The following is a 25,578-nucleotide window of genomic DNA, read 5'->3' as shown; positions in this document are numbered from 1 at the left end:
AATGCGATGACAAGATTGCTTTGGGTGCATCCATCTCTTCCCGTGATGATCGCAGTATTGCGGAACGACGGCGGAGGGACGGACCCGCTGAGCGCGGCCGCGCTGCTGAGAGCGGATCCGCCGTGGGCGGATCGGGCTGGGAGCGGTGCCCGCGACGCCGCAGGGTGGAGGGCATGAGCGAGGAAGAGAAGAGCCCCATGTTCGACGGGCGGACGCGCCGCGAGCTCTACGCGCAGCGCGTCCTCGTCCTGGACGGTCCGCTCGACGACGACAACGGCACGCTGCTGGCCACCCAGCTGATCACCCTGGCGGGCGAGGACGCCGCGGCCGACATCGCGCTGTGGATCCACTCGCCCGGCGGGTCGGTGCCGGCGATGCTCGCGATCCGCGACGTCATGCGGCTCGTCCCGTGCGACGTGGCCACGGTCGTGTTCGGCATCGCCTACAGCGCCGGGCAGTTCCTGCTGTCGTCGGGGACGCCCGGCAAGCGCCGCGCCCTGCCGCACGCCCGCGTCCTGATGCACCAGGGGTCCGCCGGGATCGGCGGCGCCGCCGTCGACATCGAGCTGCAGGCCAACGACCTGCGCCACACCCGCGACACCGTCCTCGGCCTCATCGCCGAGGACACCGGCCAGCCCCTGGAACGCGTCTTCGAGGACTCCCTGCACGACCGCTGGTACACCGCGCAGGAGGCCATCGACTACGGGTTCGTCGACGCCATCGTCGGCTCCTACGACGAGCTCGTGCCCGCCCGCCACCGCCGGGTCGGCCTCGGCGTCCCCTCCGGAGCCGCCCGATGAGCACCTACACGATCCCCAACGTCATCGCCCAGCACCCCCGCGGCGAGCGGATCATGGACGTCTACTCGCACCTGCTCGCCGAGCGGATCGTCTACCTCGGCACCGCCATCGACGCGGGCGTCGCCAACGCCCTCGTCGCGCAGCTCCTGCACCTGGAGGCCGACAGCCCCGAGCAGGACGTCCAGCTCTACATCAACTGCGAGGGCGGCGACCCGAGCGCGATGCTCGCGGTCTACGACACGCTGCGCTACATCCGCCCGCAGGTCGCGACGACGTGCGTCGGGCAGGCCGTCGCCGTCGGCGCCGTGCTGCTCGCGGCGGGCGCGCCCGGCAAGCGCTCCGCGCTGCCGCACACCCGCGTCGTCCTGCACCAGCCGGTGGGGCAGGGGCGCGGCGCGATCCCCGACCTGATCCTCCAGGCGGACGAGGTCGTGCGCGTGCGCGCCGACATCGAGCGCATCCTGTCCCGCCACACCGGGCAGGACACCGCGACGCTGCGCGCCGACACCGACCGCGACCGCGTCTTCACCGCGACGGCGGCGCGGGAGTACGGCCTCGTCGACCACGTCCTGGAGGACCGGCAGCCGGGGTAGCGCGGGTGACGGTCAGGCGGCGAGCGCGTACGCGGCCATGCAGGTCGGGCCGGCCGGCCGCGCCGCCGCCGGCCCGGCCGGCACGGCCAGCAGGCTCGTCGCGACCGCGAGCGTCAGGTCGCCGAGCGTCGTGCCGAGGGCGCCCGCGACCGCGGCGATCATCTCGCTGGACGGCTCCTTGACGCCGCGCTCCATCTCCGACAGGTACTGCGGGGACACCCCGGCGCGGCGCGCGGTCTCCACCAGGATCTCGCCGCGCTCCGCCCGCAGGTCGCGCAGGCAGCGGCCGAGCGCGTCGCGCCACAGCGGCTCCGCCGGGCGGGCCGGCGTCTCGTCGTCGGCGGGCGGGCGCGGGCGTGTCGTCTCGGCCATGCGCCCACGGTAACCCGGCATACCGGACGCGCACCACGCGTTCCGCCCTCCGCAGAACGGCGCCGTCAGACGCCGCGGTCGGGCGCGCTCATGTCGCCCGTCCCCGGCGTGCCGTCGGCGAGGCCATAGCGCAGGAACACCCCGCCCTTCGGCCCGGCCGCAGGCGGCTCCAGCAGGGTGAGGTTCGTGGGCACCGCGCCGCCGTCGAACACCTTCTTGCCGACGCCGAGCACGATCGGGTGGATCCAGAGGTCCAGGCGGTCGAAGAGCTTCTCGCGCAGCAGCGTCTGCACTAGGTCCAGGCTCCCGACGACCTTGATGTTCTCGTGCCGGTCGCGGACCTCGCGCACCGCGGCGGCCAGGTCCGGGCCGAGCCGCGTCGACCCCTCCCACGACAGGTCGGGGTTGCCGCGCGAGGCCACGTACTTGGGGATGCCGTTGAACAGGTCGGCGATCGCGCCGTCCTCGCCGCCCTTCTGGTGCGGCCAGTAGGCGGCGAAGATGTCGTAGGTGCGGCGGCCGAGCAGCAGGGCGTCGGTGCTCTCGTACGCGGCGTCGACCTGCGCGCCGCCGACCTCGTCGAGCAGCGGCGCCTGCCAGCCGCCGAACGGGAAGCCGTCCGGGTCCTCGTCGGGGCCGCCGGGCGCCTGCCCGACGAGGTCGAGGGTCGCGAAAAGCTCGATGTGGATGAGGCCCATGGTGTGCTCCCGGTGCGTCGGTTCGTCTCGGCAAGGCAGACCGGCGCGCCCCGGCGAACTCATCGCTCCGTCAGGAAACGGCGCCGAGGGGCAGGTCGCGGCCGCGCCAGGCGTCCGCGAGGTCCTGCACCGGCACGCCGAGCGCCGCGCCCAGCCGGACGATCGTCCCGAAGCCGGGGGACGGCAGCCGGCCCGTCTCGATCTTGCGCAGGGTCTCCGGGGAGACGCCGGCCGCCAGCGCGACGTCCGCGAGCTCGCGCCCCGCCCGCGCGCGGCGCAGCAGGGCGCCGAGGCGCCGGCCGGCTTCGATCTGCTCGGGCGTGAGGGGGTGGCGGACCATGCGCCCAGGGTAGGGCTGGTATTTCTATACCGTCAAGGACTAGGGTGGCCGGTATAGAAATACCATCCCGTCCCGCTGCCGAGGTACCCGTGATCGAACTGAAGTCGCCCGCCGAGATCGAGCGCATGCACGTCACCGGCCGTTTCATCGCCGAGGTGCTCACCGAGGTCGGCGAGATCGCCGACGTGGGCGTCAACCTGATGGAGCTGGAGCACCACGTGCGCGGCATGATCAAGCGGCGCGGCGCGGAGTCCTGCTACTGGGACTACGCGCCGTCCTTCGGGCGCGGCCCGTTCCGCAACGTCATCTGCCTGTCGGTCAACGACGCCGTCCTGCACGGCCTGCCCCGCGACTACACGCTGCGCGACGGCGACGTCCTCAGCGCCGACATCGCCGTCACCATCGACGGCTGGGCCGCCGACTCGGCGCGCACCGTCATCGTCGGCACCCCCGCCGAGGAGGACCTGCGGATCGTCCGCGCCACCGAGGAGGCCCTGGCGGCGGCGATCGACGCGGCCCGCCCCGGCAACCGCCTCGGCGACATCTCGGCGGCGATCGGCGCGGTCGCCGACGCCTACGGCTACCCGGTCAACACCGAGTTCGGCGGCCACGGCATCGGCCGCACCATGCACGAGGACCTGCACATCCCCAACAAGGGCCGTCCGGGCCGCGGCGTGAAGCTCCAGCCGGGCCTGACCCTCGCCCTGGAGCCCTGGTTCGCACGCACCACCGACCGCATCGTCTACGACCCCGACGGCTGGACGATCCGCTCCGCCGACGGCTCCCGCACCGCCCACTCCGAGCACACCGTCGCCATCACCGAAGGCGCCGCCCTCGTCCTCACCCGCCGCCCCGACGAGGCCGTCGCCGCTTAGCGGCGCGGGCGGCGCTCGACGACCTTGGCGTGGACGAGCGAGCCGGCGAGCTCGACCCGCAGCAGCGGGTCGCCGGCCCCTCGCGGGCGCAGCTTGACCTTGGAGTACGTGACGTTGAGCCCGTCCGCGTCGAACACCACGCCGGGCGCGCCGACGACGACCAGCCTGCCGCGCGCCATCTCCACGTCGACCCGCAGGAGGCTGGAGGTGACGGCGGCGCGGGTGAAGTCCAGGGTCACGCGGCACATCTGCGTGCGGACCTTGATGCGGGCGGGCACCTGCCAGGACCCGTCCTTGACGTACTTGCCGCCCACCTGCTCGATCACCAGGACGTCGCCGTCCGGCGCCGCGAGATCGGCGGTCAGCGCGGCCAGCTCGCCGAGCGTCCGCGCCGCCAGCGCGCGCTCCACGCGCTCGTCGAGCTCCCCGGCGTCCAGCCGCCCGTCGCCCGCGGCGACCCGCAGCGCGTCCACGGCGCGGTCCCGGTCCCCGTGCGACGCCCGCAGCTCGGGCAGATCGTCCGCCATACCCGGCACGCTAGCAAGCCGGCGGCCGGGCGTTGCCGTCCCGGGACTGACGCCGTATCGTCCTCCGACGTGAACACCGGACCGGCCTCGCGCCACGCACGGACGGGCGACCCGGTGGAGAGCTGATCGCACGGCGGGCGCGCGCGAAGCACCCCCGCCCGGCACGCGGACCTCCCGGCGCTCGCGCACCGCGAGTCCCCTTCCCGTGCCGAACGATCAGCGAGGCCAGCCGAATGCCAGTCACGTTCAACCACACCATCATCGCCGTCAAGGACCGCGAGGCGTCGGCGCGCTTCTTCCGGGAACTGCTGGAGCTTCCCGAAGCGCCGTCCTGGGGTCCGTTCATCAACATCCAGCTCGACGGTGGCGTGCTGCTCCAGTTCGCCGAGCCGCCGGTGGACATCCAGATGCAGCACTACGCGTTCCTCGTCGACGACGAGCTGTTCGACCGCGCCTACGCCCGCCTCCGCGACGGCGGCGTCGAGCACTGGGCCGACCCCCGGATGCGGCGCCCCGGCGAGACCAACACCGAGCACGGCGGCCGCGGCGTCTACTTCAAGGACCCGGCGGGCCACGCCATCGAGCTGATCACCCGCCCCTACCTGTGACCCCGCCCCGCCCCGGCCGGGCACCCGGCGGCGCCCGGCCGGGACGGAGCGCCATCGCACGCCGCCGACCCTTACTGGAACGAGCGCGGCGCCGTCCTCTTCGAGGACCCCGCCGGCCGGCCGGTCGTCCTGCCCCTTTGGACCTTCGGCGACACCGCCGCGGCGCGGGAGAAGACGGCCCAGAAAAGCGACCACTCGGTCATCCTTCGTTGACTTGCGGCGTGTTGCGTGTTGGGAGCGCTCCCAACACGCAACACGCCGCAAGTCAACGAGCAATGACCAGGCGGTCATGAGCGGCAGGGGTCGCTGACGGAGGGCTGTGGGAGAGTGGTTCATGGCTTTGAGCGATTTTCCCTTGCACGCCTCCGTCGCCGTGTCGGACATTCAGCGAGCGATCGCGTTCTATGAAGGAAAGCTTGGCCTGCGAGCGCTGCGGTCCGGCCCCAGCGCCGCGATCCCCGACGGCAGCCGCATCTACGCCTCCGGCGGCGGCCCGGCCCTGAACGTGTACCAGTCGAACACCGCAGGGCACTCCCAGGCGACCATGGCGGTCTGGTACGTCGACGACCTCGACGCGACCGTCGCCGAGCTCACCGCCGCCGGCGTCGCCTTCACCCGCTACGACGGCCTGGAGCACGACGCCAACGGCATCACACCCCGCGCCGGCGGCGGCCGTCTCGCCTGGTTCCAGGACCCCGACGGCAACACCTTCGCCCTCGAATCCGACACCTGACCCGCGTAATGATCGAAGAAGGCGGGCTGCCCTAGCCGACCCTGCGCCCGGCCGCCGTGAATTCCGCGACCTGGTCTTTGGTCGCCCACCACTCCGCGACATGGGTCCGCATCATCATGGCGATCCACTCCCGCTGCCCGGAGTCCGCCCCGAGCATCGCCCCGGCCAGTTCCTCCAGCGGATAAGAGAGCCTCAACTCCCACTTCTGCACGTCCCGGCTCTCGGCAGGCCGGATATCGAGGGAGAAGATCAGGACGACCTCATTCCAACGCCGTCCCTCCTCGTAGATCTCTCGGACATGAAACGAGGGTCTGCTCTGGAAATTACTTTCCGAGTTGAGCAGACCAAGAAAATCATCAGAAAAGTCCAGCCCCATCCGGCCATCCTATGGCGGGGTCCCGCTCGCCCTTCAGGGGACTCGCCATCGAGAACCATTCGAGGCTGCCCAAGCCCCACGCCGCGCCTTCGCCGGCGTTCGTATCGGCGCGCCCCAGATTCGACTGCTCCGGGCAATGGAGGGATCGGCAGGGCCGGTTGAGATGCGGCGTGTTGGGCACTTTCGATCTTCAAAGTGCCCAACACGCCGCATCTCAACCGGCTAGAGGGCCTTGATGGCGGCGCTGAGGTGGGCGAACTGGTCGCGCGTGAGGAGGAGGTAGCCGGCCTGGGGGGCTTGGGAGTCGCGCACGGCGAGCAGAGAGGTTGTGGCTGCGAGTTCGACGCAGTTCGATCCGGACTCGTTACTGTAAGTGGACTTGCGCCACGCGGCGTTGCTCATGTCCATCGCTCTTGGATCACCTTTCTGATGAAAGCTCTCGTGTCTCTCGCGTTGAGGGCCTCTGCTTGCAGCCTCGTGAAGGTCTCGTTCACGAATGCTATGTCATCCTCGTTCATGGACGTCTCGCCGCCGTATGCCTTGTCGGTGTAGACGACTTGGGAGTTGTCCTTCCCGGTGGCTATCGCGAATGTCCCCCACACATTACGAACGTAGATGATCGGTAGGATCTGCAGTGTGATGTTCGGTCTCTCCGATAGGCCAAGTAGGTGCTCTAGTTGAGCGTGCATCACCGATGGTCCGCCCAACTCGCGGTACAGCACGCTCTCGTCCATCACCACGGATATTGCGGGTGGATTTTCTCGGAGCAGTACTTTCTGTCGTTCCATCCTGCTCATGAAGGATTCTTCGTCGGGGAGCAGGGCCCGGGCGTAATCCTGGGTTTGGAAGAGTCCGTACACCAGGCGCTCTTCGTAGCAGCGCAGCAGTACGGCGGCCTTCTCGGCCTTGGGGAAGCTCACGAAATACCGGGGGTACTTCGTGGTCTTGATGCTTTCCAGCAGATCCTCCCAGGCGGTGACCAGTTGGCCGTTCGCGTGGATAGCCCGATCGAGCCGTTGCGTGAAATCAAGTCGGCATCGTGTCGTTCCCGATTCGACCTGCCCGATGTACGAACGTGACACGCTCGCGGCGGCGGCGGCTTGGGCCTGGGTGAGTCCGGCTTCTTTTCGCAATCTCTTCGCCACTTCGGCGAAGGACAAGACCTCGCTGGGGGTGCTTGCAGGTGACATGCCTGTACTCCCTGGAAGCTTGCAATGAGCTTGCGAGTGCTTGCGCTCTGTTGGCGATGTTCTGCTTGCGTAGTAACCGTAGCCCCGGTGGGGCCACTGTGTCACTAGTCGAATCCGATGGGTGACGGGAGATCGTCGTGGGTGAGTGGGTGGTCGGGGCGCCGCCGGTGGTGGTGGGCGGGGTGACGCGGTTGCGGGTGGGGTCGGCGGCGGAGTCGGTGAAGGTGGCGCGGGAGTGGGTGGGGGACTGGCTCTACGACCACGGGTACGCGGAGGCGTCGCTCTTCCCGGCGCAGGTCGTCGTCAGCGAGCTGGTGACGAACGCCTACCGGCACGCGCACGTGCCGGGGCGGCCGATTACCGTTGCGCTGTACCGGTCGGAGGGCGGGGTGGTGTGCGTCGTCGGCGACGCCAGCGAGAAGGAGCCCGAGCCTCAGGAGTTCAGCCTGCGCGCCACGTCGGGGCGGGGGCTGTCGATGATCGGGTTCCTCGTGCGGAGCTGGGGATGGCACCACCCCGTCGCCGGCGGCAAGGGGGTGTGGGCCGTGCTGGACGCGGAGGTGGACCCGTCAGCACTCGATGACGTTGACGGCTAGGCCGCCGCGGCTCGTCTCCTTGTACTTGTCGAGCATGTCGCGGCCGGTGTCGCGCATCGTCTTGATGGCGCGGTCGAGGGTCACGAAGTGGCGGCCGTCGCCGCGGAGGGCGATGCGGGTGGCGCTGATGGCCTTGATGGCGCCGACGGCGTTGCGCTCGATGCAGGGGACCTGGACGAGGCCGCCGACGGGGTCGCAGGTCAGGCCAAGGTTGTGCTCGATGCCGATCTCGGCGGCGTTCTCCACCTGCTCCGGCGTGCCGCCCATGACCTCGGTGAGGCCGGCGGCGGCCATCGAGCAGGCCGAGCCGACCTCGCCCTGGCACCCCACTTCGGCGCCGGAGATCGAGGCGTTCTGCTTGAACAGGACGCCGATGGCGCCCGCGGCGAGCAGGAAGCGGACGGCGCCCGCGTCGTCGGCGCCCGGGACGAAGCGGGCATAGTAGTGCAGGACGGCGGGGATGATGCCCGCCGCGCCGTTCGTGGGGGCGGTGACGATGCGGCCCCCGGCGGCGTTCTCCTCGTTGACGGCGAGGGCGAACAGGGTGACCCAGTCCATCGCGGCGAGCGGATCGTCCTGCTTCTCGGTGGTGAGCTGGCGGTGGAGCTGGTGGGCGCGGCGGCGGACCTTGAGGCCGCCGGGCAGCAGGCCCTCGCGGGCGATGCCGCGCTCCACGCACTCCTGCATGACGCGCCAGTGCCGGACGAGGCCCGCGCGGACCTGGGCCTCGGTGCGGCCGAACGCCAGCTCGTTCTCCAGCATCAGCCCCGAGATCGACAGGCCGGTCTCGCGGCAGCGGTCGAGGAGCTCGGCGGCGGTGTCGAAGCGGTGCGGCAGGACGGTGTCGTCGGCCTTGATGCGGTCGGCGCCGGTGGCGTGCTCGTCGACGACGAAGCCGCCGCCGACCGAGTAGTAGACGCGGGCGCGCAGCTCGGCGCCGTCCGCGCCGTAAGCGGTGAAGCGCATGCCGTTCGGGTGGCCCGGCAGGGACTCCTTGCGCTCGAACTCCAGGTCCTCGCCGACGACGAACGGGATGTCGTGCGAGCCGAACAGGCGCAGGGTGCCGGACGCGCGGATGGCGGCGAGGCGGGCGTCGACGGTGTCGACGTCCACAAGCTCGGGCTTGTCGCCCTCCAGGCCGAGGATGACGGCCTTGTCGCTGCCGTGGCCCTTGCCCGTCAAGCCGAGCGACCCGTACAGGACGGCCCGGACGCGGGCGGTCTTCGCGAGCAGGCCGTCGGCGTCGAGGCCGCGCGCGAAGCGGTGCGCGGCGGCCATGGGCCCGCCGGTGTGCGACGAGGACGGCCCGATGCCGATCTTGAAGAGGTCGAAAACGCTGATCGCCATGGGGTGGGGCTACCTCGTTGTAGCGCGCCCGCCCCGCGGAGCTGTGTCCGCGGGGCGGGCGGAGGGGACCTACAGGTTCGGGTACAGGGGGTGCTTGTCGGCGAGGGCCTTCACCCGGGCCGACAGCGCCGCGGCGTCGAACGACGGCTGGAGCGCCAGCGCGATGACGTCGGCGACCTCGGCGAAGTCCTCGGCGGTGAAGCCGCGGGTCGCCAGGGCCGGGGTGCCGATCCGCAGGCCCGACGTCGTCATCGGGGGGCGCGGGTCGTTCGGGACGGCGTTGCGGTTCACCGTGATGCCGATATCGTGCAGGCGGTCCTCGGCGTCGCGGCCGGTGAGGTCGGAGCCGACGAGGTCGACGAGCACCAGGTGCACGTCGGTGCCGCCGGTCAGCACCTTCACGCCGGCCTTCGCGGTGTCCTCGGCGAGCAGGCGCTCGGCGAGGATGCGGGCGCCCTCGACGGTGCGCGCCTGCCGGTCCTTGAACTCCTCGGACGCGGCGAACTTCAGCGCGACCGCCTTGGCGGCGATGACGTGCTCCAGCGGGCCGCCCTGCATGCCCGGGAACACGGCCGAGTTGATCTTCTTGCCGTACTCCTCGCGCGCCAGGATCAGGCCGCCGCGCGGGCCGCCGAGGGTCTTGTGCGTGGTGGTGGTGACGACGTCGGCGTGCGGCACCGGCGACGGGTGCAGGCCCGCCGCGACGAGCCCCGCGAAGTGCGCCATGTCGACCATGAGCAGCGCGCCGACCGCGTCGGCGATCTCGCGGAAGGCCGCGAAGTCGAGCCGGCGCGGGTACGCCGACCAGCCCGCGACGATCATCTTGGGCCGGTGCTCCTCGGCGAGGGCGCGGACCTCGTCCATGTCGACCAGGCCGTCCTCGGGGCGCACGTGGTAGGGCACCACGTTCAGCGTCTTGCCCGAGTAGTTGAGCCGCATGCCGTGGGTGAGGTGCCCGCCGTGCGCGAGGTCCAGGCCGAGGATCGTGTCGCCGTGCTGGAGGAGCGCGAAGTACACCGCGGTGTTGGCCTGCGCGCCCGAGTGCGGCTGGACGTTGGCGTGCTCGGCGCCGAACAGCGCCTTGGCGCGGTCGATGGCGAGCTGCTCGGTGACGTCGACGTACTCGCAGCCGCCGTAGTACCGCTTGCCGGGGTAGCCCTCGGCGTACTTGTTGGTGAGGACCGAGCCCTGGGCCTCCAGCACCGCGACCGGCGCGAAGTTCTCCGAGGCGATCATCTCCAGGGTGGACTGCTGGCGGCGCAGCTCGCCCGCGACGGCCTCCGCGACCTCGGGGTCGGCGGCGGCCAGGGAGTCATGCAGCGACGCCACGCCTAGTCCTCCTCGATCAGCTTGGTGTAGGCCTCGGCGCCGAGCAGGTCGCCGGGCTCGTCGGCGATCCGCACCTTGAAGATCCAGCCCTCGCCGTACGGGTCGTCGTTGATCACCTTGGGCTCGTCGATCACCGCGGAGTTGATCGCGGTGACCTCGCCGGTGACGGGGGAGTACAGGTCGCTGACCGACTTGGTGGACTCCACCTCGCCGCAGGTCTCGCCCGCCTCGACGGTCTCGCCCTCGGCCACCTGCAGCTCGATGAAGACGATCTCGCCCAGGGCGTCGGCCGCGTGCGCGGTGACGCCGACGGTGACGATGTCCGACTCGCCGCCGAGGCCGTCCACCCACTCGTGCTCTTCGCTGTAACGGAGCTGCTCGGGAACGCTCACTTGTCCTTCTTCTCCAGATCTCAGGAACGCTTGTAGAACGGCAGGGGCACCACGTCGACCGGCTCGCGCCGGCCGCGCACGTCCACCGCGAGGCCGGACTCGGCGGCACCGCTGTCGAGGTACGCCATGGCGATCGGCCTGCCCAGTGTGGGCGACGGGGCGCCGCTCGTCACGACACCGCACGGCGTGCCGTCGGACGTGACGACCTCGTACCCCTTGCGGGGCGCCCGCCGCCCGTGGGCGACGAGTCCCACGAGCCTACGGCCTGCCGGGGTCTGCGCCTGCGCGGCCAGGGCGGCCTTGCCGACGAAGTCGCCCGGCTTGTCCAGCTTCACCACCCGGCCGAGGCCCGCCTCGAACGGCGTGGTGGCGGCCGTGAGCTCGTTGCCGTAGAGCGGCATGCCCGCCTCCAGCCGCAGCGAATCACGCGCGGCGAGACCGGCCGGCGTCACGCCCTCGACGGCGGCGAGCTCCTTCCAGAGCTTGACCGCGTCGTCGGAGGAGACGAACAGCTCGAAGCCGTCCTCGCCGGTGTAGCCGGTGCGGGCGATCAGGGCGTCGACGCCGGCGACCGGCGCGGCCATGATCGCGTAGTACTTGAGGTCGTCCAGCGGGGCCGCGGTGAACCGGGCGAGGACGCCGGCGGCGGCCGGCCCCTGGAGGGCGATCAGCGCGTAGGTGGCGGACCGGTCGTCCACGACCGTCTCGAAGCCCCCGGCCCGCTCGACCAGGGCGTTCCGGACGACGGCGACGTTCGCGGCGTTCGCGACCACCATGTAGGTCTGCTCGGCCAGCCGGTAGACGATCAGGTCGTCGAGCACCCCGCCGTCCCGGTCGACGATCATGGTGTAGCGGGCCTTGCCGACCGGCATCGGCGTGATGTTGCCGACGAGCGCGTAGTCGAGCGCGGCGGCGGCCTGCGGGCCGGACAGCAGGATCTCGCCCATGTGCGAGAGGTCGAACAGCCCGGCGGCCTCGCGGACGGCCCGGTGCTCGGCGACCTCGCTCGCGTAGCGGAGCGGCATGAGGAACCCCGCGAAGTCGACGAGGTTCGCGCCGAGCTCGGCGTGGACGTCGTACAGCGGCGTCTTGAGGGCGGACGAGTCGGACATCGGGTCGGCTCCTTGGTCGCGGGCGCGCGCGGGACCATCGTCCCACCCGCACCCGTGCTGGGTCGGCCTCCCCCTCTGTCATCGGCGCCTGAGAGCTTCACCCCCGTGCGGGGGCTTTCACCTTCGGCGGGGGACCGGCGACGGTCCCCGCTTTCCAGAGGTCGCCTCGTCCGCGCGGTACGGGTGCCTGAGAGGTTCCGGGGAGGGTTTGCTCCTTCGGCGTCCCGGGCCGGCTGCCGGGGACTCTCCCGCGCGGGATCATCGGCTCCGGCCAATCTAGCAGCGGTGACGGGGTGCGGCCAGACGGCGCCGGCCGCCGGGGTCAGAGCAGGCCGGCGAGCGCGGCGACGCCGGCGCGGACGGCGCGCTCGCCGGTGTCGCCGAACCCGATGATCAGCCGGGCGGGGTCGGCGGCGCCGTCGTGGCGGCAGGCGCTCATGCCGTGCAGGCCGACGCCCCGCTCCCGGGCGGCGGCGATCACCTCGGCCTCGCCGCGCGGCCCGGCCAGGTGCGCGACGGCGTGGAACCCGGCGTCCAGGCCGGTGAGGCGGACGTGCGGGGCGTGCTCGGCGAGGGCCTCGACGAGCGCGGCGCGGCGGCCCGCGTAGACGGCCCGCATCCGGCGCAGGTGCCGGTCGTGGCGGCCGGACTCGATGAGGCGGGCCAGGGCGAGCTGGTCCAGGGCGGGCGAGCCGCGGTCGTCCAGGCGCTTGCGCTCGACGATCGGGGCGGTGAGGCGGGGCGGGGCGAGCAGCCAGCCGATGCGGAGCGCGGGCGCGAGCGACTTGCTGGCGGTGCCGATCGACACGACGCGGTCGGCGGCGAGGCCCTGGAGGGCGCCGACCGGCTCGCGGTCGTAGCGGAACTCGGCGTCGTAGTCGTCCTCGATGATCACCGCGTCGCGGGCGGCGGCCCAGGCGGCGAGCTCCAGCCGCCGGTGCGGGGCCAGGACGACGCCGGTCGGCCACTGGTGCGCGGGGGTGACGAGGACGGCGCGGGCGCCGGTCGCGGCGAGCGCCGCCACGTCCACGCCGTCGCCGTCCACCGGGACCGGGACGGCGGCCATCCCGGCGGCGGCCGCGGCGGCGGACGTGCCGCGCGCGGAGCCGGGGTCCTCGTAGGCGACGGTCCGCACGCCGGACGCGGCGAGGGCGCGCAGCGTCAGCGCGAAGCCCTGCGCGTAGCCGGAGCAGACGACGATGTGGTCGGGGTCGGCGGCGGCGGCCCGGACGCGCCGCAGGTAGCCGGCCAGCACGGTGCGCAGGGCGGCGCTGCCGCGCGGGTCGCCGTAGTCCAGGTCGGCGGTCGGGATCGCCCGCCCGGCCTCGCGCAGCGCCCACAGCCAGTCGGCCATCGGGAAGGACGCCAGGTCGGGGACGCCGGGCCGGAAGTCGGCGACGAGCGGCGGCGACGGCCGCGCGGGCGGCGCGGGGCGCGCGGGCGCGGGCGGCGCGGCCCCGGCGGCGACGCGCGTCGCCGAGCCGGGCCGGGTGACGAGGTAGCCCTCCGCCTGGAGCTGGGCGTAGCTGTCCTGGACGAGGCCGCGCGACAGGCCGAGGCCCCGGGCCAGCTCGCGCGAGGACGGCAGCCGCTCGCCGGGCTCCAGGCGCCCCGACCGGACGGCGTCCCGGATCCGCCGGTTGAGCTGGGCGTGCAGGGGCTCGCCGGACGCCCGGTCCAGCGCCAGCAATAGTTCGGGTGACGAACCGGACCACTCCAGCGGCATGGAACCGGACCTTACCGGTGGGCCGGACGGCCCGTAGCGTCAGCGGCATGACGACGATCCCGCACACCCCCGCCCGGCCGCCGCTGCTGACGCGGCCCCTGCTCCTCCGCTTCGTGTCGCTGGTCGGCTCGTCCGTCGGGTTCTACCTCCCGCTGTCGGTCGTCCCGCTGCACGCCGAGCGGATCGGCGGCTCGCCCGGCGCCGCGACCGGAGCGCTGATGTTCGCGACGGTCGCGGGCGAGTTCGCGACGCCGCGCCTCATGGCCAGGTTCGGGGACCGGACCGTCCTCGCCGCCGGGCTCGTGCTGCTCGGCGCGCCCGCGCTCGCCCTCACGGCGCTGCCCGGCATGGCCTGGATCCTGCTGGTCTCCCTGGTGCGCGGCCTCGGGTTCGCGCTCACGATCGTGGCGGGCGGGGCGCTCACCGCCGCGCTGATCCCGGACGGGCGGCGCGGCGAGGGCCTCGCGCTCGTCGGGCTCGCGAGCGGCGTGCCGAGCGTCGTCGCGCTGCCCCTCGGCCTCTACCTGGCCGAGCACACCGGCGTCACCGCCGTCGCGGTCATCGCGGGCGCCGTCCCGCTCGTCACCGCGCTCTCGGTGCCGGGGCTGCCCGGCGGGCGGCCGGCGCCCGGCGCGCGGGCGGACGGGATGCTCGCCGGGCTGCGGACGCCCGCGCTCGCCCGCCCGGCCCTGGTGTTCGGGGCGTCCGCGCTGGTCGCGGGGATCGTCGTGACGTTCCTGCCGCTCGCGGCGGGCGGCCACTCGGCCGGGCTCGTCGCGGCGGCGCTGTTCCTCCAGCCGCTCGCCTCGGCCCTCGCCCGCGTGTGGGCTGGGCGGCGCGGCGACCGGCACGGCTCGGCCGGGCTGGTCGTTCCGGGCCTGGTCGCGTCGGCGGCGGGCGTCCTGCTGATCGCCTTCACCGGCAGCGCGGCCGCCGTCGTCGCCGGGGTGACGGTGTTCGGCGTCGGGTTCGGGTTGCTGCAGAACGCCACGCTCGCCCTCATGTACAGCCGGGTGACGCGGTCGGGCTACGGCGCCGTCAGCGCCCTGTGGAACCTCGCCTACGACGCCGGGCTCGGCGCGGGCGCCCTCGGGTTCGGCGCGGTCGCCGCCGGCACCGGCTACCCGTGGGCGTTCGCGCTCACCGCCGCGCTGCTGATGACGGCGCTGCCCGTCGCCCTCCGCGACGGCCGCGCGGCGCCCGTCCCCTCCGCGGGCGCCGCGCGGCCCGCTACAGCGGCGTGACGTAGGCGCCGGAGATGCCGCCGTCCACCAGGAACTCCGACGCGGTGATGAACGAGGAGTCGTCGGAGGCCAGGAACGCGACGGCGGCGGCGATCTCGGTGGCCTCGGCGAACCGGCCGGCCGGGATGTGCACGAGCCGCCGCGCCGCCCGCTCGGGGTCCGTGGCGAACAGCTCCTGGAGGAGGGGCGTGTTCACCGGCCCCGGGCAGAGCGCGTTGACGCGGATGCCCTCGCGGGCGAACTGGACGCCGAGCTCCCGCGACATCGCGAGGACGCCGCCCTTGGAGGCGGTGTAGGAGATCTGCGAGGTCGCCGCGCCCATCCGGGCGACGAACGACGCGGTGTTGATGATCGACCCCTTGCCCTGCGCGCGCATGTAGGGGAGGACGTGCTTGCAGCACAGGTACACGCTCGTCAGGTTGACGTCCTGGACGCGCTTCCAGGCGTCCAGGCCGGTTTCCAGGATCGAGTCGTCGTCGGGCGGGGAGATCCCGGCGTTGTTGAACGCCACGTCGACGCGGCCGTAGGAGCCGTGCGCGGCCTCGAACAGCGCGGCGACGTCGTCCTCGCTGGTCACGTCGGTGCGGACGAACAGGCCGCCGACCTCGCCGGCGGCCGCCTCGCCGGCCGCCGCGTCCAGGTCGGCGATCACGACGCGGGCGCCCTCCTCGGCGAACCGGCGGGCGGTGGCGAGGCCGATGCCGCTCGCGCCGCCGGTGACGACGGCGACGCGGTCCTGCAGACGCTGCACTTAGGACTCCTCGGTGGCGATGAAGACGTTCTTGGTCTCGGTGAAGGCGGTCAGGGCGTCGGGGCCGAGCTCGCGGCCGAGCCCGGACTGCTTGAAGCCGCCGAACGGCGTCCAGTACCGCACCGACGCGTGCGAGTTCACCGACAGGTTCCCCGCGTCGACGCTCCGCGCCATGCGGAGGGCGCGGCCGACGTCGCGGGTCCAGATCGAGCCGGACAGGCCGTAGGGGGTGGCGTTGGCGAGGCGGACGGCGTCGGCCTCGCCGTCGAACGGCACGACGATCACGACCGGTCCGAACACCTCCTCGCGCCAGGCCGGCAGGGCGTCCGCGCCCGGTCCGGCGAGGACGGTCGGCGCGAACCAGAACCCGGGGCCGTCGGGGGCGGTGCCGCGGAACGCGACGGGCGCGCCGTCCGGCACGTAGGACGCGACGCGGTCGCGCTGCGCGGCGCTGATCAGCGGGCCCATGGCGGTGGCCGGGTCGCGCGGGTCGCCGACCCGGACGGCGGCGACGGCCGGTTCGAGCAGCTCCAGGAACCGGTCGTGGACCTCGCGCTGGACGAGGATGCGCGAGCGGGCGCAGCAGTCCTGCCCGGCGTTGTCGAAGACGGCGGCGGGCGCGGCCGCGGCGGCCCGCTCCAGGTCGGCGTCCGCGAACACGATGTTGGCGCTCTTGCCGCCGAGCTCCAGCGTGAGGCGCTTCACCGACGGCGCGCAGGCCGCCATGATCTCCTTGCCGACGCGGGTCGAGCCGGTGAAGACGATCTTGGCGACGTCCGGGTGGCCGACCAGCCGCCGTCCCGCGACCGGCCCGGCGCCCGGCAGCACCTGGAGGACGCCCTCGGGCAGGCCCGCGTCGAGGGCGAGCTCGCCGACGCGGCGGGCGGTGAGCGGGGTCAGCTCGGCCGGCTTCACGATGACGGTGTTGCCGGCGGCGAGCGCGGGCGCCATGCCCCAGCCCATGATCGGCATCGGGTAGTTCCACGGGACGATCACCCCGACGACGCCGAGCGGCTCGTGGAAGGTGACGTCCAGCCCGCCCGCGACCGGGATCTGCCGCCCGGCCAGCCGCTCCACGCCGCCCGCGCAGTAGTGCAGGGTGTCGCGCAGGTTGCCCGCCTCCCAGCGGGCCTGCTCGACGGGGTGGCCGGCGTTGGCGACCTCCAGGGCCGCCAGCTCGTCCAGGTGCGCGTCGATCCGGTCGGCGAGGGCGCGCAGCAGCCGGGCCCGGTCGCCCGGCGCCACCGCGCGCCACGCCGGGAACGCGCGCCTGGCACGTTCCACGGCCGCGTCGGTCTCCTCGACCGAGGCGAGCGCGACCTTCTCGACGACCTCCCCGGTCGCCGGGTCGATCACATCGAAGTCCATCTGTCTCCTCAGAGCCGCTCGAAGCCGCGGTACAGCTCCCAGTCGGTGACCGCCCCGTCATAGGCGGCGAGCTCGACGCGGGCGTTGTTGGCGTAGTGCGCGACGACCTCGTCGCCGAACGCCTCCCGGGCGAGGGCGCTGCCCTCCCAGTCGGCGAGGGCCGCGCGCAGGGTGGGGACGACGGTCGGCGCGTCGCTCGCGTAGGCGTTGCCGGTGTAGGCGTCCTCCAGGGGCAGGTCGTGGTCGATGCCGTGCAGGCCGCCCGCGATGAGGGCGGCGACGGCGAGGTAGGGGTTGACGTCGCCGCCGGGCACCCGGTTCTCCACCCGCAGCGACGGGCCGTGGCCGACGAGGCGGAGCGCGCACGTCCGGTTGTCCACCCCCCACTTGATCGCGGTGGGGGCGAACGAGCCGGGCTGGTAGCGCTTGTAGGAGTTGATGTTGGGCGCGTACAGCAGGGTGAGGTCGCGGAGCGCCGCCTGCTGCCCGGCGACGAACCGTTCGCCGAGCGGCGACAGGCCGTGCGGGCCGTCCCCGGCGAGGACGGACGCGCCGTCGTCGCCGCGCAGCGAGATGTGGACGTGGCAGGAGTTGCCCTCGCGGTCGTTCGGCTTCGCCATGAACGTGAGGGCCATGCCCTCCTGCGCCGCGATCTCCTTGGCGCCGTTCTTGTACAGGACGTGGTTGTCGCAGGTGGTGAGCGCGTCGGTGTAGCGGAACACGATCTCGTGCTGGCCGAGGTTGCACTCGCCCTTGGCCGACTCGACGTACAGCCCCGCGCCCGTCATGCCGTTGCGGATGCGGCGGAGCAGCGGCTCCACGCGGGCGCCGCCGAGCAGCGAGTAGTCCACGTTGTACTGGTTGGCCGGGGTGAGGTCGCGGTAGCCCTTCCGCCAGGCGTCCTCGTAGGAGTCGGCGAACACCACGAACTCCAGCTCGGTGCCGACGTAGGCGCCCCAGCCCCGCGCCGCCAGCCGGTCGAGCTGGCGGCGCAGGATCTGGCGCGGGGACGCGGCGACGTCCGAGCCGTCCGCCCACACGACGTCCGCCTGCACCATCGCGGCGCCCTCCTGCCAGGGCAGCAGGCGCAGCGTCGACAGGTCGGGGCGCATGACGAAGTCGCCGTAGCCGCTGTCCCAGGACGACATGGCGTAGCCGTCGACGGTGTTCATGTCGACGTCCACCGCGAGCAGGTAGTTGCAGCCCTCCGAGCCGTGGGCGGCGACCTCCTCCAGGAAGTAGCGCGCGGACAGGCGCTTGCCCTGGAGGCGGCCCTGCATGTCGGTGATCGCGATGATCACGGTGTCGATCGCGCCCTCGCCGGCGAGGGCGGCGAGCGCGTCGAGGGTGAGCGGCGGGGTGGGCATGGGGGGCTCCTTGTCAGACGGACTTCAGGTCGTCCTCGATGGCGGCGAGCTCGGCCGCGCTGCCCTGCACCTTCGGGCCGGTGAACCACTTGCGGGCCGACACGACCCACCAGAGGGCCGCGCCGCCGAGGACGACCAGGACCGCTATCGGGGAGTAGTTGAAGCTGTCGCGGGTGATCGGGCTCGCGGGCGGCAGCATGAACAGCACCGCGATGAACACCACCCAGACGACGGCGGTGATCCCGATCGGGCGGCTCCACCGGCCGAGGTTCCAGGGGCCGGCCTCGAACCGGTCGCCCTGCCGCAGCCGCAGGAACGTCGGGATCACGTAGGCGATGTAGAGGCCGATGACGGCGACGGAGGTGACCGCCAGGTAGGCCGTCGTGTTCCACAGGCCCGGCAGGGCCAGCACGAACGCGCCGCCGGCGGCGAGCCAGATCGCGTTGGTCGGGGTGCGGGTGCGCTTGTTGATGCTGTGCCAGAGGCGCGAGAAGGGCAGCGCGCCGTCCCGCGAGAACGCGTAGATCATGCGGGAGTTCGCGGTGACCGAGGCCATGCCGCAGAAGAACTGCGCCACGAAGGAGATCACGATGAGCAGCTCGCCGGTCTTCTGCCCCGCCGCCGAGGTGAAGATCCCGGCGGGGCCGTCGGTGACCGCGCCGGCGTAGTCCTGGATGGCGAAGGTGACGCCGAGCAGCAGCACCCAGCCCGCCACGATGGAGATCAGCACCGAGTTGACGATGCCCTTCGGGCCCGAGCGGGCCGCGTCCCGGGTCTCCTCGGTCATGTGCGCCGAGGCGTCGTAGCCGGTCAGCGTGTACTGCGACAGCAGCAGGCCGATGAGCGCGGCGTACGCGCCGTACTGCCAGCCGGTCTCGTTGCGGAACTCGGTGAACACGAACGACGCCGACTGGTGGTGCTCGGGCTTGAACACCAGCACCGCGACGACGACGGCGACGCCGACGACGTGCCACCACACGCTGATGTCGCCGAGCAGCGACACGAGCCTCACGCCGAACTGGTTGAGCAGCGCGTGGACGACCAGGATGACCGCGAACAGCAGGAAGGTGTGGCCGAGCGACACCGAGAACCCGAACCAGAGGTCCAGCAGCGGGTTGAGGAAGGCCGCCGAGCCGTAGATGATGCCGGCGGTCACCGCGACCTGGCCGATGAAGTTGAACCAGCCGGTGAACCACGCCCAGGCCGCGGCCCGGCTCGGGGCGAGCTTGGCGGCCCAGTAGTAGAGGCCGCCCGCCGTCGGGTAGCTGGAGCAGACCTCCGCCATCGCCAGCGCGACGAGCAGCGTCATCGCGCCGACGAACAGCCAGCCCCAGGTGATGACGACGGGGCCGCCGCCCTTCAGGCCGATCGTGTAGGAGGTGAGGCAGCCGGTCAGCACCGAGATGATGGTGAACGAGACCGCGAAGTTGGAGAAGCCGGACATCGTGCGGCTGAGTTCCTGGGCGTAGCCCAGTTCGTGCAGGCGCTTCTCGTCGTCGGAGGGGGTCGGGGGGCTGGGCACGGATGCCGTGGGCTCGTCGAGGGTCACGAGCGGCTCCTCAGGATGCGCCGTTAACGGGCTAAGTTCAGACCATTAATGGTTTACCGGGGCCTCCCCGTCAAGGGCCCGGTGGACCGCGAAACAGACATGTAACGTGGGACCGTCCCCGCTCCGCCGGCGCGTCCGGCGGGACCGCCGAGACCGTCGACACCGCCGACACCGAAGGGCGCCCATGCCGAGGACGACCGACGGCCCCGGCTCCGCCGGCCCCCCGCCGCCCCCGCCCCCGCTCCCGCAGGCCGCCGACGTGACCGCCGCGGCGGTGTTCCGCCCCGTCCGGGCGGGCAACGCCTTCGAGGAGACCGTCGAGCGGCTGCTCCAGGCGATCAAGCTCGGGGTGGTCGACCACGGCGACCGGCTGCCGCCCGAGCGCGAGCTCGCGCCGCTCCTCGGCATCAGCCGCGTCACGCTCCGCGAGGCGATCCGCGCCCTCCAGCAGGAGGGCTACGTCGAGTCGCGGCGCGGCCGCGCCGGCGGCACCTTCGTCACCTACCGGCGGCCGCCGCCCCGCAAGGCCGACCTCCGCCGCGCCCTCGCCGACATGGGCGACGAGCTGAACGACGCGCTCGCCTACCGGGCGGCGGTGGAGACCGGCGCCGCGCAGGTCCTCGCCGCCACCCCGCTCACCGCCGACCAGCGCACGCTGCTCCGCACCCGCCTCGCCGAGGTCGACGGCGCCGGACCCGACGACTACCGGCGCCGCGACACCCTGTTCCACCTGACGATCGCCGAGCTGACCGGGTCGCGGCTGCTCGCGGCGGCCTGCGCCGACGCCCGGCTCCGCGTCACCGACCTGCTGAACGCGATCCCCGTCCTCGGCCCCAACATCGCGCACGCCGCCGCCCAGCACGCCGCGATCGTCGACGCGATCCTGCTCGCCGACCCCGAGGCCGCCCGCCGCGCCGTCACCGAGCACCTCGACGGCACCGCCGCCCTCCTCCGCGGCTTCCTGAGCTGACACCGCCCGGCCGGGCGCGGCGCCTGGAGGACAGGGAAAACCGCCCATAGCGGGGTGCATGCATACGCGGCCGGGCACCGAGGGGGTCAAGTACGCTGAGGGGATCGCACGTGATCGCAAGGGGATGAGGCATGGTCGTCTGGCTGACGCTGGCGGGGATTCTGCTGGTCTTCCTCGGCCTGCTGCTGTCCATCGCCCTGCACGAGCTGGGGCACTTCTCGTTCGCCAAGCTGTTCGGCGTCCGGACCACCCAGTTCATGGTCGGCTTCGGGCCGACGCTCTGGTCCAGGCGCAAGGGCGAGACCGAGTACGGGGTGAAGTGGATCCCGCTCGGCGGCTACATCCGCATGATCGGGATGCTGCCGCCGCGGCGCGGCGACGCGCCCGGCCAGGTCCGCCAGATCAGCACCGGCCCCTGGCAGGGGCTGATCGAGTCGGCCCGCGGCGCGGCGCTGGAGGAGGTCCGGCCGGGCGACGAGGACCGCGTCTTCTACGCCAAGAAGTGGTGGCAGAAGCTCATCATCATGTTCGCCGGCCCCGCCATGAACCTGGTGCTCGCGGTGATCGCGTTCTCCGTGCTGCTCATCGGCATCGGCCGGCCGACCGCGGTGTCCGACCCCGTCATCGGGACGGTGTCCAAGTGCGTGGTGTCGGCCGACAGCAAGGCCACCGACTGCGGCCCGACGACGCCGCAGACCCCCGCCGCCAAGGCCGGGCTGCTGCCCGGCGACACCTTCACGGCGTTCAACGGCGAGAAGATCACCGACTACGCGCGGCTGCAGACGCTGATCCGCGAGTCGGCCGGCAAGACCGTCCCGATCACCGTCGAGCGGGGCGGGAAGCAGGTGGACGCCCAGGTCCCGATCATCCCCAACCGGATGCCGGACCTGAAGGACGACACCAAGACCGTCACCGTCGGGTTCCTCGGCATCACGCCCGTCCAGCGCGTCGCCTACGAGCGGCAGGGGCCGCTCGCCGTCGCGTCCTTCATGGGCGACCTGACCGGCCGCACCGCCGGGTCGCTGCTGCACATGCCGCAGAAGATGGTCGGGATCTGGAAGGCCGCCTTCACCGACCAGAAGCGCGACCCGAACGGGCCGGTCGGCGTCGTCGGGGTGAGCCGCATCGGCGGCGAGTACGCCGCCTCCGACGCCCCGCTGAAGAGCAAGATCGTGCTGTTCGTGCAGCTGTTCGGCTCGCTGAACCTCGCCGTCGCGCTGTTCAACCTCGTCCCGCTGCTGCCCCTGGACGGCGGCCACATGGCGGGCGCGCTGCTGGAGGCGATCAAGAAGGGGTTCGCGCGGCTGTTCGGCCGCCCCGACCCCGGCCCGGTCGACGTCGCGAAGGCGCTGCCGGTCACCTACGTCATGGCGAGCGTGCTGATCGTCATGGGCGCCCTGCTCGTCTACGCCGACCTGGTGAACCCCATCCGCGTGTCGGGCTAGCGGCCCGTCACGCCGGTTCGGGCAGCTCGCCGGTCTTCAGGAAGGCGTCCAGCAGGGCCGTGTAGGGGGCGATGTCGATGCCGCGGTCGGCGAGCCAGGCGTCGGAGTCGTAGGTGCGGGCGTACCGCTCGGCGCCGTCGCAGATCAACGTGACGACGCTGCCGCGCTCGCCGCGGGCGCGCATCTCGGCGACGAGCCGCGCCGCGCCCCACAGGTTCGTGCCGGTCGACCCGCCGACGCCGCGGCCGGTGACGGCCCGCGTCCAGCGCATCGCCGCGATCGACGCCGCGTCCGGGACCTCGATCATCCGGTCGATGACGGCCGGCAGGAACGACGGCTCGACGCGCGGCCGGCCGATGCCCTCGATCCGCGACCCGGGCGCGGTGCGGCCGGCGTCGCCGTCGCGGAACGCGCCGAAGAACGCCGAGCCCTCCGGGTCGACGACGGCGACCCGCGTCTCCAGCCGCCGGTAGCGGGCGTAGCGGCCGATCGTCGCCGAGGTGCCGCCGGTGCCCGCGCCGACCACGATCCACGTCGGCTCGGGGAACCGTTCCAGCCGCAGCTGCTCGAAGATCGACTCGGCGATGTTGTTGTTGCCGCGCCAGTCGGTGGCCCGCTCGGCGTAGGTGAACTGGTCCATGAAGTGGCCGTCGCACCCGGCGGCGAGCCGGCGCGACTCGTCGTAGATCGACGACGGGTCGTCGACCAGGTGGCAGCGGCCGCCGTAGAACTCGATCAGCGCGATCTTCTCGACGCTGGTCGCCGCCGGCATCACCGCGACGAACGGCAGGCCGAGCAGCCGCGCGAAGTACGCCTCGCTGACGGCGGTCGAGCCGCTGGACGCCTCGATGATCGTGGTGCCCTCGCGGATCCAGCCGTTGGCGAGCCCGTACAGGAACAGCGAGCGGGCCAGGCGGTGCTTGAGGGAACCCGTGGGGTGCACCGACTCGTCCTTCAGGTACAGGTCGACGCCCCATTCCGGCGGCAGCGGGAACACGTGCAGGTGCGTGTCCGCGCTCCGGTTGGCGTCGGCCTCGACCCGGCGGACGGCCTCGGCGATCCACGCCCGGCGCCCCGGATCGCAGCGGTCGACGATCTCTCCCATGGCCGCGTCCCCCTTTCGATCGCTCGATCCGCACGATATCGCCGCACGTCACGGGGGCAGAATGGGGGGCACGGGGGGATCATGACCGACATCTTCGAGCAGCGCATCGTCGCCACCGGGCGGCTGCCGCTGTTCGCGTTCTTCACCGCGTTCATCGTCACGTTCGTCCTCACCCGGATCAACGTCCGGCTGATCCGCGCCGACGTGCGCTGGTGGTTCCGCAACGTCAAGGCCGGCGACCTGCACATCCACCACGTGGTGTTCGGCGTCGTGCTGATGCTCGCCGGCGGCATCGCCGGGATCGTGCTGCCGTCCCCGGCCGGGGCGCTCACCGTCGCGGCCGCCGCGGTGTTCGGGGCGGGCGCCGCGCTCGTGCTGGACGAGTTCGCGCTGATCCTGCACCTGTCGGACGTGTACTGGACCGAGAAGGGCCGCGCGTCGGTCGACGCGGTGTTCGTCGCGATCGCGATGACGGGCCTGCTGCTGATGGGCATCCGGCCGCTCGGGCTGGAGACCTACGGCGCCGACGTCGCCGGGACCGCGCGGTCCTGGCTGGTCGCGGCGTCGCTGGTGGCCGACCTCGCGCTCGCCGTCGTCACGCTGCTGAAGGGCAAGATCTGGACGGGGCTGATCGGGCTGTTCGTGCCCGCCCTGCTGCTCGTCGGGTCGGTCCGCGTCGCCCGCCCCGGCTCGCCGTGGGCGCGCTGGCGGTACGCGCCCGGCTCCCGCAAGTACCGGCGGGCCGTCCGCTACGAGGCGTGGTTCCGGCGGCCCCTCATCCGCGCCAAGATCTGGGTGCAGGAGGTGATCGCGGGCCGCCACGACCTGCTCCCGCCCGACCTCCGCCAGGTCCGCGAGCAGGTCCGCGAGCGCCGCCGGGGCGTGTCGTCCGAGGCGCGCGACCGCCGCTCCAGGGTTGAATGAGCACACCCCCCGTGCCCGGAAGAACGTTCGGTGATGCGGAGGCGGCGCGTTGCTCGTCCAGACCATCCTGGCCGCGGTCGCGGCGGTGGCGATGGTGGCCCTCGTGGCCATCGCGTTCCGCAAGTACGGCCGGACCGACGACGAGCCGGACGGCGCGGCCAACGCGCACGCCGGCGCGATGCTGTCCGCGCTCTTCCTGCTGGTCTTCGCGATCGCGCTGATCGTGCCGTGGACCGCCGCCGACGACGAGCGCCGCAACACCGGCGCCGAGGCGCAGGCCCTCGTCGAGCTGTACTGGGACACCGCGTCGCTGCCCGCGGCGGCCCGCGCCGGCGTCCGCGCGGACGTCCGCGGCTACCTGGACTTCGTCGTCGACCGCGAGTTCCCCGCCCTCAGCGGCGGCTCGGAGGAGCTGGACCAGCAGGGCTGGCGGCGCCTCGACGCGCTGCGCACCCGGCTCGGCGGCCTGACCCTGTCCGGCGACCGCGCCAACGACGCCCGCGACGACGCCCTGGAGCGGCTCCGCGAGGCGTACGCGGCGCGCCGCCAGCGCGCGGTGGCCGCCGGGCCGATCCTGCCGCACGGCGTGCTCGCCTTCACCGCGATCACCGGCGTCATCATGATCTTCTTCCCGTTCCTGGCGGGCGCCCGGCCGCGCGGCATGGCGCTCGTCACCCTCGGGCTGACGGCCGCGCTCCTCGGCGTCGCGATCTACATCTGCTTCGCGCTGAACCACGCCTTCACCGGGCCGCTCGCGGTGAAGCCGGACGCGTTCGCCGCCGCGTTGAAGGAGCTCGCCCGCATCCCCTGACCCCTCGCTCAGCGCCGCAGCAGCTCGGCGAGGCCGCCGGTGAGCGTGTCCAGGGCATGCGCGTAGCCGTGCTCGGGCGGCGTCCCGTAACCGACGACGAGGCCGGTCGGGGCGCCGCCCGACCGGTACTGCTCCAGGGTGTGGACGGCGACGCCGCGCGCCCGCAGGCCGTCCTGCAGCGCGGCCTCGTCGGCGCCGCCGGGGAAGCGCAGCACGGCGTGCAGGCCCGCCGCGACGCCGGAGAGGCGGGCGCCCCGCCGCCCCCCCGCGACGGCGGCGCCCCGCCCGGCGCGGGGGGGCCCGGAGCGGGGGCGGCCGCGGGGCGGGGGGCGGGCCAGCCCCCCCCGCCCGATCATCCCCGCCCCCCCCAGCCGCGCCCCCCCGCCCCCCCCCGCGACGGCGCCGCACCCGTGTTCCTGCCCGTCGACGC

At 72.9% G+C, this 25,578-nt stretch carries 29 protein-coding genes and 2 riboswitches; of the genes, 11 read left to right on the top strand and 18 right to left on the bottom strand.

Annotation, left to right across the window (positions count from 1 at the left end; translation table 11 throughout):
• The first annotated feature begins 173 nt into the window (after positions 1–173).
• Entirely contained in the window at positions 174–800 is a 627-nt protein-coding gene (locus K1Y72_RS15405; protein ID WP_220167014.1) for a ClpP family protease, read from the top strand.
• Positions 797–1,393 (top strand): ClpP family protease, encoded by a 597-nt coding sequence (locus K1Y72_RS15400; RefSeq protein ID WP_220167013.1) that lies wholly within the window; start codon positions 797–799, stop codon positions 1,391–1,393. The genes K1Y72_RS15405 and K1Y72_RS15400 overlap by 4 nt, the downstream gene beginning before the upstream one ends.
• Before the next feature lie 12 nt (positions 1,394–1,405).
• Here the strand turns inward: K1Y72_RS15400 and K1Y72_RS15395 are convergent, their stop codons facing one another.
• The 3 genes from K1Y72_RS15395 to K1Y72_RS15385 all read right to left on the bottom strand — a co-directional run bounded on the left by K1Y72_RS15395 (position 1,406) and on the right by K1Y72_RS15385 (position 2,803).
• Positions 1,406–1,765: a helix-turn-helix domain-containing protein gene (locus K1Y72_RS15395; protein WP_220167012.1), complete on the bottom strand. Its 360-nt coding sequence runs from the start codon at positions 1,763–1,765 to the stop codon at positions 1,406–1,408.
• A 65-nt stretch (positions 1,766–1,830) separates the two neighbouring features.
• Entirely contained in the window at positions 1,831–2,463 is a 633-nt protein-coding gene (locus tag K1Y72_RS15390) for a dihydrofolate reductase family protein (protein ID WP_220167011.1), read from the bottom strand.
• 70 nt (positions 2,464–2,533) lie between these two features.
• Positions 2,534–2,803, bottom strand: a complete 270-nt coding sequence (locus K1Y72_RS15385; RefSeq protein ID WP_220167010.1) for a helix-turn-helix transcriptional regulator — start codon at positions 2,801–2,803, stop codon at positions 2,534–2,536.
• Between the two features lie 89 nt (positions 2,804–2,892).
• Between K1Y72_RS15385 and map the strand changes: the two genes are divergently transcribed.
• Positions 2,893–3,678 carry a type I methionyl aminopeptidase gene (gene map / locus K1Y72_RS15380; RefSeq protein ID WP_220167009.1) on the top strand — a complete coding sequence of 262 codons (786 nt, stop codon included), beginning with the start codon at positions 2,893–2,895 and terminating at the stop codon, positions 3,676–3,678.
• Here map and K1Y72_RS15375 read toward each other — a convergent pair.
• Positions 3,675–4,205, bottom strand: a complete 531-nt coding sequence (locus K1Y72_RS15375; RefSeq protein ID WP_220167008.1) for a DUF1707 SHOCT-like domain-containing protein — start codon at positions 4,203–4,205, stop codon at positions 3,675–3,677. The two genes, map and K1Y72_RS15375, sit on opposite strands and share 4 nt — an antisense overlap.
• A 233-nt stretch (positions 4,206–4,438) precedes the next feature.
• Here K1Y72_RS15375 and K1Y72_RS15370 point away from each other — a divergent pair, with 233 nt between their 5' ends.
• Together K1Y72_RS15370 and K1Y72_RS15365 are read left to right on the top strand one after the other, a co-directional pair.
• On the top strand, positions 4,439–4,813 hold the full coding sequence (locus K1Y72_RS15370) for a VOC family protein (RefSeq protein ID WP_220167007.1): 375 nt from the start codon (positions 4,439–4,441) through the stop codon (positions 4,811–4,813).
• A gap of 334 nt (positions 4,814–5,147) precedes the next feature.
• Positions 5,148–5,546, top strand: a complete 399-nt coding sequence (locus tag K1Y72_RS15365; RefSeq protein WP_258572517.1) for a VOC family protein — start codon at positions 5,148–5,150, stop codon at positions 5,544–5,546.
• 31 nt (positions 5,547–5,577) lie between these two features.
• Here the strand turns inward: K1Y72_RS15365 and K1Y72_RS15360 are convergent, their stop codons facing one another.
• The 3 genes from K1Y72_RS15360 to K1Y72_RS15350 all read right to left on the bottom strand — a co-directional run bounded on the left by K1Y72_RS15360 (position 5,578) and on the right by K1Y72_RS15350 (position 7,112).
• Complete coding sequence (locus K1Y72_RS15360) at positions 5,578–5,922, bottom strand: hypothetical protein (protein WP_220167005.1); 345 nt, start codon at positions 5,920–5,922, stop codon at positions 5,578–5,580.
• A gap of 222 nt (positions 5,923–6,144) precedes the next feature.
• Entirely contained in the window at positions 6,145–6,330 is a 186-nt protein-coding gene (locus tag K1Y72_RS15355) for a DUF397 domain-containing protein (RefSeq protein WP_220167004.1), read from the bottom strand.
• Positions 6,321–7,112 (bottom strand): helix-turn-helix domain-containing protein, encoded by a 792-nt coding sequence (locus tag K1Y72_RS15350; protein ID WP_220167003.1) that lies wholly within the window; start codon positions 7,110–7,112, stop codon positions 6,321–6,323. Before K1Y72_RS15350 ends, K1Y72_RS15355 begins: the two co-directional genes overlap by 10 nt.
• A 137-nt stretch (positions 7,113–7,249) precedes the next feature.
• Between K1Y72_RS15350 and K1Y72_RS15345 the strand changes: the two genes are divergently transcribed.
• Positions 7,250–7,708, top strand: a complete 459-nt coding sequence (locus K1Y72_RS15345) for an ATP-binding protein (RefSeq protein ID WP_220167002.1) — start codon at positions 7,250–7,252, stop codon at positions 7,706–7,708.
• Here K1Y72_RS15345 and K1Y72_RS15340 read toward each other — a convergent pair.
• The 5 genes from K1Y72_RS15340 to pdxR form a co-directional block, all read right to left on the bottom strand.
• Complete coding sequence (locus tag K1Y72_RS15340) at positions 7,682–9,055, bottom strand: L-serine ammonia-lyase (protein ID WP_220167001.1); 1,374 nt, start codon at positions 9,053–9,055, stop codon at positions 7,682–7,684. The two genes, K1Y72_RS15345 and K1Y72_RS15340, sit on opposite strands and share 27 nt — an antisense overlap.
• A 69-nt stretch (positions 9,056–9,124) precedes the next feature.
• Entirely contained in the window at positions 9,125–10,384 is a 1,260-nt protein-coding gene (gene glyA, locus K1Y72_RS15335) for a serine hydroxymethyltransferase (RefSeq protein ID WP_308287095.1), read from the bottom strand.
• 2 nt (positions 10,385–10,386) lie between these two features.
• Positions 10,387–10,776, bottom strand: a complete 390-nt coding sequence (gcvH, locus tag K1Y72_RS15330) for a glycine cleavage system protein GcvH (RefSeq protein WP_220167000.1) — start codon at positions 10,774–10,776, stop codon at positions 10,387–10,389.
• A gap of 20 nt (positions 10,777–10,796) precedes the next feature.
• Positions 10,797–11,888, bottom strand: coding sequence for a glycine cleavage system aminomethyltransferase GcvT (gene gcvT, locus K1Y72_RS15325; RefSeq protein WP_220166999.1), 1,092 nt, complete (start codon positions 11,886–11,888; stop codon positions 10,797–10,799).
• A 72-nt stretch (positions 11,889–11,960) separates the two neighbouring features.
• Positions 11,961–12,049, bottom strand: a riboswitch (glycine riboswitch).
• Between the two features lie 4 nt (positions 12,050–12,053).
• Positions 12,054–12,149, bottom strand: a riboswitch (glycine riboswitch).
• A 61-nt stretch (positions 12,150–12,210) separates the two neighbouring features.
• Positions 12,211–13,614: a MocR-like pyridoxine biosynthesis transcription factor PdxR gene (gene pdxR, locus K1Y72_RS15320; RefSeq protein ID WP_220166998.1), complete on the bottom strand. Its 1,404-nt coding sequence runs from the start codon at positions 13,612–13,614 to the stop codon at positions 12,211–12,213.
• A gap of 47 nt (positions 13,615–13,661) precedes the next feature.
• Here pdxR and K1Y72_RS15315 point away from each other — a divergent pair, with 47 nt between their 5' ends.
• A complete protein-coding gene (locus tag K1Y72_RS15315; protein WP_220166997.1) occupies positions 13,662–14,858 on the top strand; it encodes an MFS transporter in 1,197 nt (398 codons plus the stop codon).
• Here the strand turns inward: K1Y72_RS15315 and K1Y72_RS15310 are convergent.
• From K1Y72_RS15310 to K1Y72_RS15295, 4 genes are read right to left on the bottom strand one after another with little or no spacing between them, the layout of a single operon-like run.
• Positions 14,845–15,609: a 3-oxoacyl-ACP reductase gene (locus K1Y72_RS15310; protein WP_220166996.1), complete on the bottom strand. Its 765-nt coding sequence runs from the start codon at positions 15,607–15,609 to the stop codon at positions 14,845–14,847. The genes K1Y72_RS15315 and K1Y72_RS15310 overlap by 14 nt on opposite strands.
• A complete protein-coding gene (locus K1Y72_RS15305) occupies positions 15,610–16,977 on the bottom strand; it encodes an aldehyde dehydrogenase family protein (protein ID WP_220166995.1) in 1,368 nt (455 codons plus the stop codon).
• 8 nt (positions 16,978–16,985) lie between these two features.
• Positions 16,986–18,344 carry a glutamine synthetase family protein gene (locus tag K1Y72_RS15300; RefSeq protein ID WP_220166994.1) on the bottom strand — a complete coding sequence of 453 codons (1,359 nt, stop codon included), beginning with the start codon at positions 18,342–18,344 and terminating at the stop codon, positions 16,986–16,988.
• A gap of 13 nt (positions 18,345–18,357) precedes the next feature.
• Positions 18,358–19,893, bottom strand: a complete 1,536-nt coding sequence (locus K1Y72_RS15295; protein ID WP_308287094.1) for an amino acid permease — start codon at positions 19,891–19,893, stop codon at positions 18,358–18,360.
• Positions 19,894–20,077: 184 nt separating this feature from the next.
• On the opposite strand from K1Y72_RS15295, the gene K1Y72_RS15290 reads away from it, so the two are divergent.
• Together K1Y72_RS15290 and K1Y72_RS15285 are read left to right on the top strand one after the other, a co-directional pair.
• Entirely contained in the window at positions 20,078–20,863 is a 786-nt protein-coding gene (locus K1Y72_RS15290; protein WP_220166993.1) for a FadR/GntR family transcriptional regulator, read from the top strand.
• A 131-nt stretch (positions 20,864–20,994) separates the two neighbouring features.
• Positions 20,995–22,308 (top strand): M50 family metallopeptidase, encoded by a 1,314-nt coding sequence (locus tag K1Y72_RS15285; RefSeq protein WP_220166992.1) that lies wholly within the window; start codon positions 20,995–20,997, stop codon positions 22,306–22,308.
• A gap of 7 nt (positions 22,309–22,315) precedes the next feature.
• On the opposite strand, the gene cds1 is transcribed toward K1Y72_RS15285, so the two are convergent.
• Positions 22,316–23,413: an L-cysteine desulfhydrase Cds1 gene (cds1, locus tag K1Y72_RS15280; RefSeq protein ID WP_220166991.1), complete on the bottom strand. Its 1,098-nt coding sequence runs from the start codon at positions 23,411–23,413 to the stop codon at positions 22,316–22,318.
• A gap of 81 nt (positions 23,414–23,494) precedes the next feature.
• Here cds1 and K1Y72_RS15275 point away from each other — a divergent pair, with 81 nt between their 5' ends.
• Together K1Y72_RS15275 and K1Y72_RS15270 are read left to right on the top strand one after the other, a co-directional pair.
• On the top strand, positions 23,495–24,337 hold the full coding sequence (locus K1Y72_RS15275; RefSeq protein ID WP_258572498.1) for a hypothetical protein: 843 nt from the start codon (positions 23,495–23,497) through the stop codon (positions 24,335–24,337).
• A 49-nt stretch (positions 24,338–24,386) separates the two neighbouring features.
• On the top strand, positions 24,387–25,148 hold the full coding sequence (locus K1Y72_RS15270) for a bestrophin-like domain (RefSeq protein WP_220166990.1): 762 nt from the start codon (positions 24,387–24,389) through the stop codon (positions 25,146–25,148).
• A gap of 8 nt (positions 25,149–25,156) precedes the next feature.
• Here K1Y72_RS15270 and K1Y72_RS15265 read toward each other — a convergent pair whose 3' ends face one another.
• Entirely contained in the window at positions 25,157–25,504 is a 348-nt protein-coding gene (locus tag K1Y72_RS15265; RefSeq protein ID WP_220166989.1) for a hypothetical protein, read from the bottom strand.
• Positions 25,505–25,578 lie beyond the last annotated feature (74 nt).

The organism is Actinomadura parmotrematis, assembly GCF_019458805.1.
GTDB classification, from domain to species: Bacteria; Actinomycetota; Actinomycetes; order Streptosporangiales; family Streptosporangiaceae; genus Spirillospora; species Spirillospora parmotrematis.
The sequence above is the reverse complement of the archived record's forward strand: the minus strand, read 5'-3'. Positions and strand labels throughout refer to the sequence as shown.